Origin of the sequence: Streptomyces sp. NBC_01190 (assembly GCF_045039895.1) — a bacterium.
Lineage (GTDB): Bacteria > Actinomycetota > Actinomycetes > Streptomycetales > Streptomycetaceae > Actinacidiphila.
Window position 1 is genome coordinate 2,117,924 of the sequence record NZ_CP108580.1, and the last position, 16,923, is coordinate 2,134,846.

Annotated in this window: 16 protein-coding genes and 1 tRNA gene; 8 read left to right on the forward strand and 9 right to left on the reverse strand. The window is 72.3% G+C overall.

What is annotated here, in order from left to right; genetic code table 11:
* Positions 1-155: 155 nt before the first annotated feature.
* Together OG519_RS08990 and OG519_RS08995 are read left to right on the forward strand one after the other, a co-directional pair.
* Positions 156-1,010, forward strand: a complete 855-nt coding sequence (locus tag OG519_RS08990) for a helix-turn-helix domain-containing protein (protein WP_405580965.1) — start codon at positions 156-158, stop codon at positions 1,008-1,010.
* 13 nt (positions 1,011-1,023) lie between these two features.
* Positions 1,024-1,212 carry a DUF397 domain-containing protein gene (locus OG519_RS08995; protein ID WP_405580968.1) on the forward strand — a complete coding sequence of 63 codons (189 nt, stop codon included), beginning with the start codon at positions 1,024-1,026 and terminating at the stop codon, positions 1,210-1,212.
* 150 nt (positions 1,213-1,362) lie between these two features.
* Here OG519_RS08995 and OG519_RS09000 read toward each other — a convergent pair whose 3' ends face one another.
* The 3 genes from OG519_RS09000 to OG519_RS09010 form a co-directional block, all read right to left on the reverse strand.
* Positions 1,363-2,364 carry a hypothetical protein gene (locus tag OG519_RS09000; RefSeq protein WP_405580971.1) on the reverse strand — a complete coding sequence of 334 codons (1,002 nt, stop codon included), beginning with the start codon at positions 2,362-2,364 and terminating at the stop codon, positions 1,363-1,365.
* Between the two features lie 88 nt (positions 2,365-2,452).
* Positions 2,453-3,304 carry a hypothetical protein gene (locus OG519_RS09005; protein WP_405580974.1) on the reverse strand — a complete coding sequence of 284 codons (852 nt, stop codon included), beginning with the start codon at positions 3,302-3,304 and terminating at the stop codon, positions 2,453-2,455.
* 178 nt (positions 3,305-3,482) lie between these two features.
* Entirely contained in the window at positions 3,483-5,543 is a 2,061-nt protein-coding gene (locus OG519_RS09010) for a DHA2 family efflux MFS transporter permease subunit (protein WP_405580977.1), read from the reverse strand.
* Positions 5,544-5,739: 196 nt separating this feature from the next.
* Between OG519_RS09010 and OG519_RS09015 the strand changes: the two genes are divergently transcribed.
* From OG519_RS09015 to OG519_RS09025, 3 genes are all read left to right on the forward strand, one after another.
* On the forward strand, positions 5,740-7,071 hold the full coding sequence (locus OG519_RS09015) for a peptidoglycan-binding protein (protein ID WP_405580980.1): 1,332 nt from the start codon (positions 5,740-5,742) through the stop codon (positions 7,069-7,071).
* A 149-nt stretch (positions 7,072-7,220) separates the two neighbouring features.
* A complete protein-coding gene (locus tag OG519_RS09020) occupies positions 7,221-7,796 on the forward strand; it encodes a hypothetical protein (protein ID WP_405580983.1) in 576 nt (191 codons plus the stop codon).
* Positions 7,797-7,981: 185 nt separating this feature from the next.
* Positions 7,982-8,635, forward strand: coding sequence for an HAD-IA family hydrolase (locus tag OG519_RS09025; RefSeq protein ID WP_405580986.1), 654 nt, complete (start codon positions 7,982-7,984; stop codon positions 8,633-8,635).
* 147 nt (positions 8,636-8,782) lie between these two features.
* Here the strand turns inward: OG519_RS09025 and OG519_RS09030 are convergent, their stop codons facing one another.
* The gene (locus OG519_RS09030) at positions 8,783-9,367 is read right to left on the reverse strand and encodes a TMEM165/GDT1 family protein (protein WP_405580989.1); all 585 of its coding nucleotides are present in this window, start codon (positions 9,365-9,367) and stop codon (positions 8,783-8,785) included.
* 728 nt (positions 9,368-10,095) lie between these two features.
* Here OG519_RS09030 and OG519_RS09035 point away from each other — a divergent pair.
* Entirely contained in the window at positions 10,096-10,788 is a 693-nt protein-coding gene (locus tag OG519_RS09035) for a DedA family protein (protein ID WP_405580992.1), read from the forward strand.
* Between the two features lie 54 nt (positions 10,789-10,842).
* On the opposite strand, the gene OG519_RS09040 is transcribed toward OG519_RS09035, so the two are convergent.
* Positions 10,843-11,028, reverse strand: coding sequence for a hypothetical protein (locus OG519_RS09040; RefSeq protein ID WP_405580994.1), 186 nt, complete (start codon positions 11,026-11,028; stop codon positions 10,843-10,845).
* 282 nt (positions 11,029-11,310) lie between these two features.
* Between OG519_RS09040 and OG519_RS09045 the strand changes: the two genes are divergently transcribed.
* Positions 11,311-12,732 (forward strand): family 2B encapsulin nanocompartment shell protein, encoded by a 1,422-nt coding sequence (locus tag OG519_RS09045; protein WP_405580997.1) that lies wholly within the window; start codon positions 11,311-11,313, stop codon positions 12,730-12,732.
* A gap of 148 nt (positions 12,733-12,880) precedes the next feature.
* Here the strand turns inward: OG519_RS09045 and OG519_RS09050 are convergent, their stop codons facing one another.
* From OG519_RS09050 to OG519_RS09060, 3 genes are all read right to left on the reverse strand, one after another.
* On the reverse strand, positions 12,881-13,639 hold the full coding sequence (locus tag OG519_RS09050) for a DUF4239 domain-containing protein (RefSeq protein WP_405581000.1): 759 nt from the start codon (positions 13,637-13,639) through the stop codon (positions 12,881-12,883).
* A gap of 21 nt (positions 13,640-13,660) precedes the next feature.
* Positions 13,661-13,825, reverse strand: a complete 165-nt coding sequence (locus OG519_RS09055; protein ID WP_405581003.1) for a hypothetical protein — start codon at positions 13,823-13,825, stop codon at positions 13,661-13,663.
* A gap of 1,365 nt (positions 13,826-15,190) precedes the next feature.
* A tRNA-Val gene (locus OG519_RS09060) sits at positions 15,191-15,262 on the reverse strand.
* A gap of 154 nt (positions 15,263-15,416) precedes the next feature.
* Between OG519_RS09060 and OG519_RS09065 the strand changes: the two genes are divergently transcribed.
* On the forward strand, positions 15,417-16,661 hold the full coding sequence (locus OG519_RS09065; RefSeq protein ID WP_405581006.1) for a hypothetical protein: 1,245 nt from the start codon (positions 15,417-15,419) through the stop codon (positions 16,659-16,661).
* A gap of 17 nt (positions 16,662-16,678) precedes the next feature.
* Here the strand turns inward: OG519_RS09065 and OG519_RS09070 are convergent, their stop codons facing one another.
* Complete coding sequence (locus tag OG519_RS09070; protein ID WP_405581008.1) at positions 16,679-16,906, reverse strand: zinc ribbon domain-containing protein; 228 nt, start codon at positions 16,904-16,906, stop codon at positions 16,679-16,681.
* Positions 16,907-16,923: the final 17 nt, after the last annotated feature.

The window sequence follows — 16,923 nt, forward strand, 5'->3', positions numbered from 1 at the left end:
GAGCAAGGGAGTTGACTGTCCACATACGATTGGCACAGAGGGCGTTATGGGGCAATAGTGCACCTCTGCAACCTTGTCTCCGAATTTTCCAGAAACGATCTGGACCCCGCGCAAGCGGAACGGCACACTCGGAATCAGCATCAAGAAGGGACACCATGCCGCTGAGAAGCACCGCAACCGCCCGTCAGGAGCGCCTCGGTGCGGAGCTACGGAAGATGCGGGAGGCCGCGGGCACCACCGCCCGGGACACCGCGCGGCTGCTCGGCACCGACCCGGCAAAGGTGAGTCACATCGAGGCGGGCCGGCTCGGCGTCAGCGAGGAGCGGTTAAGACGGCTGGCCGCCTTCTACGAATGCGGCGACACCGCCCTCATCGACGCACTCGTCGCGATGGCCAACGGCCAAGGCCGCAAAGGCTGGTGGGAGGCGTACCGCGGCGTCGTACCCGCGTCCCTGCTCGACGTGGCGGAGCTCGAACACCACGCGACCCATCTGCGTACGATTCAGATCACCCACATCCCCGGGGTCTTCCAGACCGAGGACTACACCCGTACGGTCTTCGGCTACGCGATACCCCCGCTGCCCGAGAACGAGCTGGAGGCGCGGGTGGCGCACCGGCTCGAACGCTCGGGCGTGCTCTACCGGGACGCCGCACCACCCTACGAGGCGCTGGTCCACGAGGCCGCGCTGCGGATGCGGTTCGGCGGCGGAAAGGTCGCCCGTTCCCAGTTGGAGCACATCCAGGAGCTCAGCCACCTGCCGCAGATAAGCGTCCGGGTGATCCCCTTCGCGGCGGACGGGCATATCGGGTCCGGACACGCGATGCTCTACGCGAGCGGTCCGGTGCGGCCGCTCGACACGGTGCAGATCGACTCCGCCCACGGCATCAGCTTCCTGCACGCGGCGCCCCACCTCGCCAACTACCGCATCCTCTACGACACCCTCGGCGCGGTGGCGCTGGACCGGTCGCGGTCGCGTGACTTCATCCACACCATCTCCCAAGACCTCTGAAAGGCCTTCTCCCATGACCGCGTCCCTGATTTGGCAGAAGTCCACGTACTCCCAGGAACAGGGCGAGTGCGTCGAGCTGGCCGCCTACCGGGGCGCGGTCCTGCTCCGCGAGAGCGACGACCCCGCCGTGGTGCTGACCACCACCCCCAAGGCGCTGGCCCACTTCATCCAGGGCCTCAAGGTCAGCCACCCGAGGAGCTGAACGGGCGGCGCGGGAGACACGGCAGCCCGCAGGCGGGTCGCCTGCGGGCTGGGGTGTGGGGAAGGATCGACCGGACGCCGATGAGCTGTCGGCCCGTCATGTCCGACGGTCCTGCGGTCCGTCGGGCGGCCGGCTCGTCCGGCCTGCCGGTCAGCCGACGTTGAGGAGCTCCTGGGTCATGTCGCGGTAGCGGGTGAGGGCCACCCGCAGCTCCTCCGTACCCGTCTTGTCCCCGTTGTCGCCGTGCCAGCTCTGGCGGAGCGAGTCGCGGCGCTCCTCGACCATCCGGGTCAGCCGGCGGACCGCCTCGTCGAGTACGTCGTCCGCCTCGCGCACCGCGCGACGGGGGTCGTCCACGAAGCCGCCAACCGCGCGTTCCATCCGGCGGTTGAGCTGGTCGATGTCCTCGGAGCTCGAACCCTTGACGTCCGTGGCGCTCTTCGCGTCCGTGGCGCCCTTCGCGTCCTTGGCGTCCCGGCTGTCCCTGGCGCCGTGTGCGTCCGTCGTGTCCGTGCCGGCTCCCGCCTTGGCGCGGTTGCCGTTCTCCACCGCGTGGGCCTCGCTGCCCGCCACCAGCACCGACTCGTGGCCGTCACTGGCCGGCGAGCCGACGGTGTCCTTGCGGCCCGTGGTGTCGGCGGTGTCCTTGCGGTCGGTGGTACCCGCGGCCTTGGAGATGCTCGACGTGTTGGACGTGCTGGACGTGTCCGACGTGCGGTCAGTGGTGGCCGCGGGTACGACCGGCGAGGCGACGGTGTCCGTACGGGCCACGGAGTCCCCACGCTGCCGCTTCGAGTCCGTCCCGAGGTCGCCGTCCCGGCCGGAAGTGCCCGGGGTGGCGGACGTGGTGGCTGACGTGGTGCCCGGCGTGGTGGCCGACCGCTGCGAGTCGGCGGTGTTCGCCGAGGTGGTGCGGCCGGTGGCCTTGCGGTCGGTGCCGGCGGAGGTGCCCGACCGGCTGCCCGCTCGCTCCCCGTTGGAACGCTCGGGCATGCCGTCCGTCGTGGCGTCGGTGGTGGTGGCGTCGCTCGTCGCGCTGTCCCTCGGCGTGTCGCCGGTCGTGTCGCCGGTCGTGCCGTTCTTGGCGTCCGGCGCCTCCGTGGCGCTCGGGTCGGCGCGATCTTCTGTCCGCGTGCGGTTGGGGAAGTTCATCGTCTTCGTCTCCTCGAATACCTGCTCGTCACGTGCGTGCGGCCGTCCTGGCGTGCGCGGGGCACGCGGCGGACGTGGGGGTGCGGAATCAGCTCTCGTCGTCGGTGGTGTGGCCGCGCCGCGAACCGGTCAGAGCGCCGAGGCGGCCGGACAGCGGACGGTGGTGTTCCTGCTCACCGTCGGTGCCGTCGCCGGCAACGGTGCCGTCGGTGCCATCGGTACGGACGGCGCCGTCGTCGCGCTTGGCGGTGTCGACCGCTGCCTGGGAGTCGGGGACGCGCTCGGCCGTGGCCGGTTCAGCACCGGCGGTCGGCGGTTCCTCGACGGGAGCGGGTGCCGGCGGGACCGTCGTCGTGGCGACGGCCGGGTCGCGGTCCGCCGTGCGGGACGACGTCCCGGTGCCCCGCAGCATCTCGTCGAAGAGCGCCCGCGCGGAGACCAGGGCCTGCCGCATGTCCTCGGTGGCCCGACGGCCGCCCGCCGCGGCGTGCCCGGCGAGCTCGTGGGCCTGGCGGTAACCCTGCACCTGGTGCGGGTGGTGCACGGACAGCGCGTCGAAGTGCTCAGGCGAGTCGGCGGCCGGGAAGCCGCGTTCGGCCGCGACCTCACCGATCAGCCGGTCCGCGTCGGCGAGCGCCTGCCCGGGCTCGTCCACGAACTTCGCCTGGATCTCCGCCCAGCGCTGTCCGTACCGCTCCCGCTGCTCAGCGGTGGCCGGCTCAGCCGCCAGGTCTCCGTACCGCTTGACGCGCTCGGACAGCTCCTGGCGCGTCGCCTTGTCGTCCCCGTCGTGCCGGGCGAGCGTCCGCTCGTACTCCGGTCCGAAACGCCGCTTCAGTCCGGCGCCTCCGGTGCCACCGCGCATCATCGTCACCGCCGCGACGATCGCGATCACCACAACTACCGCCACGATGACGGCGATTATCGCTCCTGTGGACATGACGTGCCTCCCGTCTCTCCACTCATGCCAGTCGACTTGCCGCTGCTTGCCACCCCAAACACCCGCCGTGTTCCGATATGCCTTCCGATATGCGGCGAAGCCACCGGACGCCCGCTGCCAGGGCGCGCGCCGACGGGCCCGGGACGGCTCAGGACGGCACGGAACGGCACGGGACGGCTCAGGAGGAGGCGCCGCTCTCCCCCGCCCGGCGGACGCGCCCCTCCGGCTGATCCGCATCGCCCCCGCACAGCTCCTTGCTCAACTTGACAACCAGCGCCGCGAGTTCGTCGTGCCCGTCGGGATCCCAGTCGCCGAGCAGCTCGGCGAGGACCGAGCGGCGGGCCTCGGTGAGCCGGTCGGCCGTGGCCCGGCCGGCGACGGTCAGGGTGAGGTGGTCACCGGCCCGCGCGGCCCAGCCGCGTGCCTCGGCTTGCGTCTCGGCCTTCTCGATGACGGCGGCGGACACACTCGTCCTGGCGGTGGCCCGGGCCGGGTCGACCGCGCTGCCGTGGGCCAGCCGCAGCAGCAGCCAACTGGTCGCCGGATGGATGTCGAGCCCGGACATCCGGGTGATGCGGGTGTAGAGGTCGCGGCGGGCCTCCCGGCTGCCCAGCAGCGACAGACAGCGGGCGATCTCGTCGAGGGAGGAGCGTTCGACCGGGTTGGCGCCCACCGTCTCCCCGCCCTCGGGCACCGTGACCGACCCCCGCAGCGGCTGTTCCCTCAGGAACAGCGAGAGCACGAAGCCGGCGAACGCCACCGGCGAGGCCCACAGGAAGACCGTGGTGATCGAGGTGGAGAAGGCGTGCAGCACCGGGACCTTGATGCCGGGCGGCAGCCGGGCGATGGAGTTGGGGTTGGCCTGCGGCTGGGACGGGTTGAAGCCCGGTGGCAGCGGCAGCCCGCGCAGCGCCGTGCGCAGCTTGTCGGCGAGCTGGGAGGCGAAGATCGTGCCGAAGATGGACACCCCGAAGGACGCCCCGATCGAGCGGAAGAAGGTGGTGCCCGAGGTGGCGGAGCCGAGGTCCTGGTAGCCGACCGAGTTCTGCACGGCGAGCACCAGCACCTGCATGATCAGCCCGAGGCCCAGCCCGAACACCAGCAGGAACAGGCTCGTCACCAGGGTGGAGGTGTGCTCGTCGAGCTGGTGCAGCAGGAGCAGCCCGACCACGGTGACGGCGGTGCCGGCGACCGGGAAGACCTTGTAGTGGCCGGTACGGCTGACGATCTGCCCGGAGCCGATGGAGGAGATCAGCAGGCCGACGACCATGGGGATGATGTGGACGCCGGAGAGCGTCGGCGAGTAGCCGTGCACGATCTGGAGGAAGGTCGGCAGGAAGGTCAGCGCGCCGAACATCGCGAAGCCGACGATGAAGGACATCGCCGAGCAGAGCACGAAGGTGCGGTTGCGGAAGAGCCGCGGCGCGAGCACGGGTTCCTCCGCGCGGCGCTCGATCACCACGAAGGCGGCCACCAGCGCGACCCCGGCCGCGGCGAGACCGATGATGCCGGCCGAGCCCCAGGCCAGTGTGGTGCCGCCGAGCGAGGTCACCAGCACCAGGCAGGTCGCGGCGGCCGCGATCACCGCCATGCCGGCGTAGTCGATACGGTGCGCGGTGCGGCGGACCGGGATGTGCAGGACGGCGGCGATCACGGCGAGCGCGATGACGCCGATCGGCAGGTTGACGTAGAAGACCCAGCGCCAGGAGAGCTGTTCGGTGAACACCCCGCCCAGCAGCGGCCCGAGCACACTGCTCGCGCCGAACACCGCCCCGAAAACGCCCTGGTAGCGGCCCCGGTCCCGGGGCGGCACGATGTCGCCGACGATGGCCATGGACAGCGCGATCAACCCGCCGCCACCCAGGCCCTGGAGGGCCCGGAAGGCGATCAACTCGCTGAGGTTCTGCGAGATCCCGCACAGCGCGGAGCCGATCAGGAAGATCACGATGACGGTCTGGAAGAGGCGCTTCCTGCCGTACAGGTCGCCGAGTTTCCCCCACAGCGGGGTCGCGGCGGTGGAGGCCAGCAGGTAGGCGGTGACCACCCAGGAGAGGTGGTTGATGCCGCCGAGTTCACTGACGATGGTGGGCAGCGCGGTGGACACGATGGTCTGGTCGAGCGCCGCGAGCAGCAGTCCGAGGGCGAGCGCGCCGACCGCGATCCGCACCGCCCGCCGGTCCTGCCGCCCGCCCGGCTCCGCCGACGGCGGCCCCGCGGTCGCCGTGGTGCCCTGGGCCATGAAGGCTCCTCCCGTCGTCCCCCGACGGCCAGAACCTCATATTCGCACTGTTTGTACGGTTATGGGATGTGATCTTGGCCAGAGTGGCGCCCCCGTCTGGGGGCACGGGTGTGCGAGGGCGCGGGGGATCGGCATAATCGGCGAGTAGTCGGCCGGGCCTTTGCCGGCGCACCAACGACGGCGGGGAGGGGACCCAATGGCGTCGCAGCAGCAGGAGCAAGGGGCCGAGCCGCAGCCGCTCGGAGCGCGGGCGAACCCGGAAACGGGCAGCGAGGGCAGCGGGGGCAGCGGCACGGCAGGTGACGGGGCCGGTACGGGCCAGACCGCGGTGGCGGACGGTGACCCGGACGGCGGTCCGGGCGGCGCGGACGATACGGCCGGGGCCGCCGATACGAGCGGCGTGCCCGGTTCGAACGGTCCCGGTCGTACGGACGGCACCGACCCCGCGGACCGGGCCGGTGCGGACGCCGGCTCCGGCGGCGGCGCGGACGCCCTGCCGGAAGCCGCCGGGGAAGAAGTCGAGATACGCGCCGCCGAGCGCTCGGCGGAACGGGCCGCCGCCCTCGCCGCGACCGAGGGCTTCCACCAACTGCGGATGCGCCCGTACGTCGATGTCGCGGAGCCGGGCGGCGACCCCGGCGAGACGACCGTGAAGGCCCTGATCACGGCGGCCGGGCCGGAGCCCACCACCCAGGATCTGGGCCTCTTCCCCTCGGTGTACTCCGGGTACTCCGGGTACTCCGGGTACTCCGGCGCCGGATACGCCCCGGACGAGCCGCCCGCCATGGAGCCGGTGGTCATCCGGGGCCGGCACCGGCGGCGCAGACGCGGTGTCGTGGTGGCCGCGGTGACGGTGGCCGCGTCCGCGCTGGCGGCCGGCGCGGTGGCGGTGACCGGGCAGGTGATGGGCAACGAGCAGCCGACGAGAGACCAGTCGCTGCCCGACCTGAACGCGTCGATGCCCGATGTGAAGCTCCCGCACGACTCCTCGCCCGCGACCGCGCACGTGGCGCCCCCCGTCACCCGGCAGGCGCCCGGCATCCTCGCCAACTCCCCCACGCCGACCGACTCGCCGGCCCCCGCCGCCACCCCGACGGTCACCTCGACCCTGCTGTCCGGCGCACCCGTCCCCTCGGCCTCGGTGACCGCCCCGCCGACGACACCGTCCGCGGACTCGACCGACCCCGCCAGTCCCTCGGATCCCACTGACCCCTCAGGGCCCGCCGGAAGCACTCCGGTCACCACCCCGACACCCGTCCAGAGCTCGACGCCGCCCAAGCAGCCCATCGCGCCCGCCGACGAGGCCGTACTGCGGCTCGGCGACGTCGGTCCGGCGGTCGCCGACCTCCAGCGCGGCCTCACCGAGGTCCATGTCTACCGGGGCTCCCAGGACGGCGTGTTCGACCGGAACGTCCAGTTGGCCGTCACCGCCTTCCAGCTCTGGCACCACGTCCACGACACGCTGGGCACCTGCGGACCGGCCACCCGCGCCGCCCTGGCCCGGGCCACCGGGCACCACCACCGCTGAGCCGCGCCGCTCCGATCCGTACGGCCGGGCCCCGCTCCGTACGGCGGCCCGGCCCCGGTCCGCAGGGCCCCGATCCGCGGGCCACGGCGCCGACCGCCCCGGAGCTGCCCGCGCCGGCCGGGACGACCGGGGCGGCCTACGATCGGCGGATGGCTCCTGACCGCTTCGGCCTCGAACACTTCCAGCTCGTGCTGCTGCGGCGGATGGCCGACCACCAGCCAGAACTGGTCGACGACGCCCTCCGGGACCTCGGATCGAGCCATGCCGAACTGCGGGACGCGCACAAACGCTGGCAGGCGCGGCTGCACTCGCGGACGTTTCCCGGCGGCGCGCGGCGCTACCGTACGGCGCTCGGGCCGCCGGAGTCGGTCCGGGAGCAGAAGGTCGGCGACCTGACCTGCGAGGCGCTGCTGTGGCCGCTGCCGCTCTGGCCCGACCTGCGCTTCGAGGTGCTCTGCTCGCCTGGCGGCACGGCGGTCTGGAACGAGTGGCTGGTCCGGGCCCCCGGGGCCCCGGCGCCCGTGCTGCGGACCGCCGACGACCTGACGCCGTGGTCGTGCACGGTGGACGACGCCGCCCGCGCCTTCCCGCCGGCCGCCCCGCTGCCGCCGGACGCCCCCAGCCGGTCGGTGCTCTCGCTGACCGTCCCGCGCGCCCCCGGCCGGACGATCGCGCACTTCACCTGGGGGCTGCTCCAGTACGTCGACCCGCCGCGCGGCGGGTGAGTCCGCCGGCCGTGGAGCCACGTCCCGGCCATCCCGAACGCCCAGGGGGGTGGCGGAACGCGGAAAGATTTTGTACCGTAAAGAAACAAAGTGGCTCCGCCCGCCTCCCCTGACCGGCTGGCGGGGCCACTGCGTACCTGCGTACTTGCGTATCTTTCTTGGCCGGCCCTTGCGAATGGAGCCCCATGCCGTCCGTGTTCACCGCCCGCGCTCTGCTGCTCGACATGGACGGCACTCTGGTGAACTCCGACGCGGTGGTGGAACGCTGCTGGACCCGCTGGGCGCTGCGGCACGACCTGGATCCCGCCGCCGTACTGAAGGTCGTGCACGGCAGGCAGGGCCACGCCACCATGGCCGCGCTGCTCCCGGACCGTCCGGCGGCGGAGAACCGCGCGGAGAACGCGCTGCTGCTCGCCGAGGAGACCGCCGACGTCGACGGGGTCGTGCCGGTGCCGGGCGCCCCGGCCTTCCTGGCCGCGCTGGCCGGGCTGCCGCACGCCCTGGTCACGTCCGCGAACGACGCTCTGGCCAGGACCCGGATGGGCGCCGCCGGGCTGCCGCTGCCGCCGGTGCTGGTCACCGCCGAGCGGGTCGGCGCCAGCAAACCCGACCCCGAGGGCTTCCTCAAGGGCGCCGCCGAACTGGGCTTCACCCCTGAGGAGTGCCTGGTCTTCGAGGACGCGGAGGTCGGCATCGCGGCCGGCCGAGCCGCCGGGATGCGGGTGGTGGGCGTCGGCCCGCGCGCTCTCGCGCACCGGCCCGACGCCCATGTCGCCTCTCTCGAAGCGGTCCGGGTGGAAGCCGCCCCGGGCGGCGGCCTGCTGATCACGACGGGCTGACGGGCCGGCCGGACCAGCCGGACCAGCCGGACCAGCCGGACCAGCCGGACCAGCCGGACCAGCCGGACCAGCCGCCGGATCGTACGCCGGACCACCTGGGCGTAAGCCTGCCCGCCGGGCCGTCCTCGGGGCCGTCCGCCGGGCGGATCAGCCCGCGATCGCCTCGGCGAGGCTGATCCCGGCCAGCACCACCATCACCACGGCCGCGATCCTGGTGATCAGCGCCAGCGGCACCCGCTTCATCAGGAACTGTCCGCCGAAGACGCTCAGCGCCCCGACCGCCCAGAGAGCCAGCACCGCGCCTATGGCGACCGGCACCGGCTCGCCGTAGCGGGCGGCCAGATTGGCGGTGAGGATCTGTGTCAGGTCGCCGAACTCCGCGACCAGGATCAGCGTGAAGCCGGTCGCCGCGACCTTCCCGAAGCTCTGGTCGGCGGGCGCCCGTAGCTTCCCCTCCTCCTCGTCGCCGTGCGAGAAGAGCAGCATCGCCGCGCCGGCCAGGAACAGCACCCCGACGACCGCCTGCACCACGCGGTGCGGCAGCAGGGTCAGCAGGCTGCCCGCGGCGATGGCCAGGGCGACATGGACGGCGAAGGCGGCGGCCATCCCGCAGAAGACGTAGGAGGCCCGGTAGCGGGTGCCGAGGACAAGCCCCGCCACCGCGGTCTTGTCGGGGAGTTCGGCCAGGAAGATCACGCCGAAGACGACGGCGAGCACGGAGAGACTGAACACGGGGAAGGTCCTCGATCGGTCGGGGCAGCCGTACCGGAGAACCACGGTGAACGCGGGGTCGCTTCGGCACGGCAGCGTCGGAACACTGCGGCCGAAGGTCTCGCTGGCGGCCGACCGTCTCCGGTCTCCTGCCGCCTCCGGGCGCCGGCCCGGTCCGTCCGTCGTCCGCGACCACGGTCGCGGAGTGGGTGAACGGCCCGAGCAGTATGTCGACGGTCCGGCGAAGAGCTACTCCCCTTCTGCTGCGAAGAGTCTACGGGAGGGGTCCGACGACAGCGGCGGGCGGGGGCGGGTGTGAAGCAGTTGTGCGCAACCGGCCGCCCGGCCGAGGGGAGCGGAGGGCCCGGCACCCCGCGGCGCCGGCTCGACCGCTGTGGCCAGCGCAAACGTGCCCGGGACCCTTCGGACGAAAGTATTCCCGTCGTAATAACGCCGTGATTGTCTCCTACGTCACGCGTCCTCGACGGAACCGGAAGCGGCTACTGGCGTAGCCTGTACGGCTGACGGTGGATGAAGATCCGCCGGCGTCGGCGCGGCACCGGCACCCTGGACGAACCCGCAGATCAGCGGGGTATCCACGGGCTCCGGGAGCTTCGGCGGCGGAGGCGACAGCGTACGGCAGAGCACCGATAAAAATCGACAAAGAACTATCGACAAAGAACCTCAGAGCACGTCGGGCACAAGGCACAACTGACGCGCTGGGAACGGGCGAAGGACGAGGAGGCGCGGTGCTGCACGGCATGGGCTCCCTTTTCGACTGGCCATGGATCTACCTGGTCGTCGCCCTCTCCGTGCTGCTCGATGTCTTCGTCCCGGTGCTCCCGAGCGGGGTGTTGGTGATCAGCGCCGCCACCGCCGGGTCCTCCGGCGCGGGTGACGGCCTGGTCGATGTCTTCGCGCTGCTGGGCTGCGCGGCCACCGCCTCCTGCCTGGGTGACGTGCTGGCCTATCGGCTCGCCTGGCGCGGCGGCGACTGGTTCGACCGCCGGCTGGCCAACTCCCGCAAGCTCGCCTCCGCGCACGAACGCCTCGGCCAGGTACTGGTCGGTGGCGGTGGCGCGTTCGTGGTGCTGGCCCGCTTCGCACCGGCCGGCCGCAGTCTGGTCAGCCTGGGTGCGGGCGCGGCGCGGCGCCGCCCCGGGGAATTCCTCCCCTGGTCGGCGCTGGCCGGTGTCTGCTGGGCGACGTACAGCGTCGGTCTCGGCTGGATCGGCGGCAAGTGGCTCGGCGCGAGCTGGCTCGGCACCGCGATGTCGGTGGCCGCGCTGCTCGGCGCGGGCGCTTTCGCCGCGTACATCTTCCGGCGGGAGCGGAAGGCGGCGCCGGCCGCCTTCCCGATCCCGACCGTTCCGGTGACGATTCCCGGACCCGCGGCGCCGGCGGACCGCGGTCCGGTCGTCGAGGCGCTCGAAGCGCTCTGACCCCGCTGTGGGGCCGCCGGGGTCCGTCCGGGCCCCCGTGTACGGGTGCCGCGGTCAGCGACGACGACGGGTTCTGCTGCCGTAGGACCACCCGGTGCCGACCCCGGCCAGGTGCAGGGCGACGAAGCAGAGCCCGGCGACCATCAGGCTGAACGGCGTGAAAGCCGCGTCCGTGTGGGTGTTGGTGACGTTGAGCAGATACGCGATGGCGAATATGACGGCGCCCACGGCAGCCAGCATGTGAACTCTCCCTGACAACGGCCGCCGCGGGTCGGCGGCGGTTCGACGGTGACCTGTGGACGCCGGCGGCGCCCTGTCAACGATCGGTTGCCCACCAACCGGCCTTCGACGCACACGGGTTCGAGTCGAGGTCACTTCGTGACCGGCGCGCTGTACGGCACGGCTGGATCGCCGCACTTACCGGTATTTCGGAAAGTAATCTCACTCGTTCCGGCAATAGGCAGCACCCAACGTCACGGAAAGAATGAGGGCCGAATCACCTCCTTACGGGAAGGACAGCCCATGTCGGTTGATGCGGGCCAGGACACCGCACAAGGCGCACCGCAGAGCGGCCAGCCGCGTACGAGCCTGGACACGGCCGCCGCTCGCAATCTGGCGACCACCACCAAGTCCACCCCGCAGATGCAGGGCATCTCGTCCCGCTGGCTGCTGCGGGTGCTGCCCTGGGTCCAGGTCAACGCCGGTACCTACCGGGTGAACCGCCGGTTGAGTTACGCGGTGGGCGACGGCCGGGTCACCTTTGTGAAGACCGGGTCCGAGGTCCGGGTCATCCCGCAGGAGTTGGGCGAGATCGCGGCTCTGCGGTCGTTCAAGGACAACGCCTCGCTCACCGCGCTGGCGGATCGTTTCGTCCAGCGGGAGTACGCGGCGGGGGATGTGCTCGCCGAGGCCGGCCAGCCGGCCGACACCGTCTTCCTCATCGCCCACGGCAAGGTCGAGAAGCTCGGCGAGGGGTCGTACGGCGAGCAGACCCGGCTGGGCGTCCTCGCCGACGGCGACCACTTCGGCGAGGGCGCGCTGCTCAGCGGCGACGGCACCTGGGATTTCACCGCCAAGGCCGGCGCCGCCACCACCGTGCTCGCCCTGCCGCGCGAGGAGGTGGAGTCGCTGCTGGAGCGGTCCGCGGAGCTGCGCGGCCACCTGGACGCGTATCGCTCGCTCCCCCGGCAGCGCGCCAACAAGCGCGGTGAGGCCGAGATCGAGCTGGCCTCCGGCCACCACGGCGAGGCCGAACTGCCCGGCACCTTTGTCGACTACGAGGTCAAGCCCCGCGAGTACGAGCTCAGCGTCGCGCAGACCGTGCTGCGGATCCACAGCCGGGTCGCCGACCTCTACAACGAACCGATGAACCAGACCGAGCAGCAGCTCAAGCTCACCGTCGAGGCGCTCCGCGAGCGTCAGGAGAACGAGCTGATCAACAACGCCGAGTTCGGGCTGCTCAGCAACGCCGAGTACGACCAGCGGATCCAGCCGCACGCCGGTCCGCCGCTGCCCGACGACCTGGACGAGCTGATCAGCCGCCGCCGCGGCACCCGTTATCTCCTCGCGCACCCGCGGGCCATCGCCGCCTTCGGCCGCGAGTGCACCCGGCTCGGCCTCTACCCCGACCCCGTGGAAGTGCTCGGCTCCACCGTGCCGGCCTGGCGCGGTGTCCCGCTGCTGAGCTGCAACAAGATCCCGATCAGCGCCGCCCGCACCAGCTCGATCATCGCCATCCGTACCGGCGAGGACAACCAGGGCGTCATCGGCCTCAACCAGACCGGTCTGCCCGACGAGTTCGAGCCGGGGCTCAATGTCCGGTTCATGGGCATTGACGAGAAGGCGATCATCAGCTACCTGGTGAGCACCTACTTCTCGGCGGCGGTCCTGGTCCCGGACGCGCTGGGCGTCCTGGAGAACGTCAACGTCGCCAACTGGCACTGACCCGAGGATGAAGAGCGGTGCCCCTGCCCGATCGGGCAGGGGCACCGCTCTTCACCGGTCCGCTCTGTTCGACGAGAACCCGACGCCGGTGCCCTGACAGGAGCCCCGGTCAGGGCCCCTGTTCAGGAGCCCTGTTCAGGAGCACTCGTCAGGTGCCGAGGACCACTTGGCGGAAGACGTCCGACGAGACGGCGAGGCCGGCTCCGAAGGGCGCGTCCAGATCCCAGATCAGGAAGAGCAGGAAGGCGATCAGCGCGCTGAAGAGGCCGGCCAGCAGCAGCTCCCTCGGTGACCGTCTGATCTGGAGGGTGAAGATGAGGCCGACCGTCACCAGCGCGCCGGCGATCAGACCGAACCAGACCATGCCGGGCATCGTCGCCCCGGCGTTCTGCCCGCGGGCCTGCCGGGCCTGGTCGACCGCGGCCACCTCGTCCACCACCGGCTGATACGCCTGCGCGGCCAGATCGTTCTTCGGATCGAACTCCGTGACGTCGGTCCGCACCTGGTCGAGCAGAACCGTGCCGCGGGGCGAGAGCTCGGAATGCTGCCTCATGTAGGAGAACTCCTGGTTCGCGACGAAGGAAGCGTACGCGTCCACGTCCGCGCGGACCTTGTCCCGTACGGCCGGCGGATACACCTGTACCCGGGCCTTCACCTCGTGCAGCGCCTGCGCCTCCGCCAGGGCGTCGGCCTGCGCCGAGCCACGGCCCTCCCAGACACCGGCGATGGCCAGACCGAGGACGATCGCGTAGACCACGCCGATCATCATCACCATGTACTCGATGACGTCCGGCGTCTCCGACGGGTCGTCGTCATCGGTGATCCTGCGCTGCCTGAGTACGACCACGCTGACCACCACGGCGCCGATCGCGGCCATGGCGATGAGCAGTGCCACCCACTGCGACATCGAAATCCCCCTTGCTGTGGGCTAGTTGTTTCTGCGGTAGGTCCTGGAGCCGGGTCGCAGCACCGCCACGGCCAGCAGCGCGGGCACGGTGGTGAGCAGCATCGTCAGCGTCAGCGCCCGGCGGTGCGGGGTGGGCGCGGTGGTCGGTTTGGGCCGGTGCACCGGCCAGTGCACGGCCGTCGGCACGGGCGGCGGGCTGAGGCTGGGTGCGGGTGGGGGTGTCGGGGCCGGCGGCGGGGGTGGTGCGGGTGGTGGTGGCGGCGGGGGTGGGGGTACGGCTGCCGCCGGGGGTGCGGGCTTGGGCTTCGGGGTGGGGGGCGGTGGGGGCGTCGTCACAGTCGGGGTGGGGGTCGGGGTCGGGGTGACGGTGGGAGTGGGCGTCGGAGTGGGGGTGGGGCTCGGCGGGGGTGTGGTGGGTGGAGGCGGGGGCGGTGGGGGCGGTGGGGGCGGCTTTACGCAATGCCAGTGCCACCAGCCGGGTGGGTGGTGGTGCGACCATTCCCAGCCCGAGGACCAGCCCCAGGACCAGTCCCATGGGCAGGGCACGCACCATCCGGGTGGATGACCGCCGCCGTGCGACCACGGAAATCCAGGCCAGTGGCCGTGGCCGGGCCGCCCGGGCCACGGGGGGTGGGGGTGATGTCCTGAGCCGGGTGCATGCCCACTGCCGTGGCCGGGAGCGCCGGGGTTCCGCTCGGGCGCTACCGGGGCCGGGGCCGGGCGGGGTTCGTCGGTCGAGGGGTGATCATGGCCGGGATCGTCCGGGGCGGCCGAGGGGGTCGCGTTCTCCGGCGGTACGGGGCTGGCCGATACGGAGGTGCTCGGGGATATGGGGGCGCCGGGTCCGGCGGGCTGTGTCGGCCCGACGGCTGGCGCCGAGGTCGGTGGATCGCTCGGGGCGGCGGTGTGCCCGGGTCCGGTCGACGGTTCCGGGGACGGCTCGGCCGCCGGTGCCGACGGTCCGGGCGCGGGCCGCGGCCCGGAGCCGGGCCCGGATCGCGGCGGCCGGTCGGCGGACGACCCGCAGGCGGGTCCTTGGTGCCCGGGGACGCCTGGTGCGCCGGGTACACCAAGGACGCGGACAGTGTGCCGCGGCGGCGAACAGGGGGCCCGGGACGTGGCGGAAGCCGACGCGCCGAGCCCCCAGGATCCCGTCGCCATGACGGTGACGGCGAGTGCCGCCCATAAGCGGGTGTGCTTACCCCACTGAGTGCTCATCCGTTCATGGTCAGCACCCACCGCGAAACCCGCCCGGGTCGATCCAGCCATTCCCCTGATTGGGTGAATCCACGACCAAACCCGTCACCATTTACCCGACCCGGGTGCCCTTCGGTGGCCGCCCCGCACCCCGCACCCAACCGAACCACCCCACCGGTCCCGGTTCCGCTTTCGCCTCAGGGTGAGCGCCCCCATCAGGGGCGCGAGGAACTGCGCGACCAGCCACAGCCGGCCCGCACCCCGTATCCAACCGAACCGCCCCGAGCGGGGGCCCACCCGGCCCGCAAAAGTGCGCAGCGCCGCTGTTGTTCCGGGGGCACAGACAAAAACCTGTGGGCGTGGACGGTTTCGAACCGCCGACATCCGCCTTGTAAGGGCGGCGCTCTACCGCTGAGCTACACGCCCGGGAGTTGCGACGTCACAGGGTACCTTGCTCCGGGGGCTGGTCAGCAACCATCCCTCGAACGGCCGGGCGATGTGTTCGGTGCGGCCGGGTGGGAAGATGGAGCGGTCGAGGGCCTCAGGGGGTCTACGCCGAGCGCGGGGAGAGAGTGTCACTGTGACGACGGCACGTTCGTGGTGGCGGCGCGGCGACAACAACCTGCGTGCGGAGGCACAGGCGGCCAAGGACGCGGCCGGCCAGGCCTTCTACGAGCTGGACACGGCCCAGCGCGGCCTGGAGATCTCGATAGAGACCATCTCGGCCGTGGACGACTCCCCCGAGGCCCGCCGCGCGCTGGCCGGCTTCCGGACCCTGGGCGAGCGGATCGACCAGGTCAGCGGGGTGTACATCGCCGCCGTCGACGCGCACGACCTGGACCGGGTGGAGCTGGACCCCGCCACTGCGGCCCGGGCCCGCGACGAGCTGACCCGGGCCAAGGACGAGCTGGTGAAGGCCAGGCAGGAGCTGGACCGCTTCGAGTCGGGCCTCGCCCCGCTGCTCGGCAAGGCCGAGAACCAGCTCGCCCGGCTGGCGCCCGCCCGCGAGGCGGCCAAGCAGTCATTGGTCGCGGCCACCGGCGCGCTGGACGCCGTACGGGCGGCCGGGCTGACGGCGGACGACCTGGCGGCGCGGCTCGCCGCGCTCGGCCCGGAGCTGACCAAGCTCAACGAGGGCGCGGCCAAGCACGGTGTCACCGAGACCGTACGGCGCGCCGACGACGTACGGCGCGAGGCGGAGGCGGTCCGGGCGGCGGCCGAGCGGCTGCCCGATCAGGCCGCCGAGACGGACAAGCGGCTGGTGTCGCTGCGCACCAGGGTGCAGGCGCTGGCGAACCGGGCGGAGGGGGTCACCCCGGTCCTCAGCGAGCTGCGGCGGCGGTTCTCGGTGGCGTGCTGGCAGGACTTGCAGCATGTGCCCGAGCAGGCGGGACAGGCGGTCCGCCAGGCCGAGGAGGCGCTGGCCGAGGCGCGCCGGGCGCGGGCCGAGCAGCGCTGGGCGGACGCGAGCGCCCAACTGGCCGCCGTACGGACGCTGATGGACGACGTCGACGGGGCGGTGGGCGCGGCCGGTGACCGGCTGCGGCGGCTCAACGAGGTCAGCAAGGACCCGAAGGCCGAGGTGGAGAAGACCAGGTTCGCCATCAGGGACGCGCAGCGGCTGGCGATGCAGGGGCGCAGCACGCCGGAGCCGCGCCACGCCCGCCCGCTGGACGAGGCGGTGGCTCGGCTGGACCACGCGGTGGCCGCGCTGGAGGGCCGCCACCCCGACTACTGGGCGTTCCTCACCGAGACGGCGGCGGTCCGTGAGACGGCCCACCGCGTGGTCACCAACATCCGCGAGGACCGCGCGGCGGGGCGCTGACCCTGATACGTACGGCGTCAGCCGCAGCAGCCGCCCCCGCAGCAGCCGCCGCCTCCGCCACCGCCACCCGCCGGCGCGGGGGCCGACGCGGAACCGGCGGAGGACCCCACCGAGACGGTCGAGAGCAGCTTGACCGTGTCGCCGTGCCCCTGCGGGCAGGGCGCGGGCGCGTTGGCCTGTGCCATCGGGCGGCGCATTTCAAAAGTGGCGCCACAGGACTTGCAGCGGTACTCATAGCGAGGCATGCCCTCAGCGTATCCCC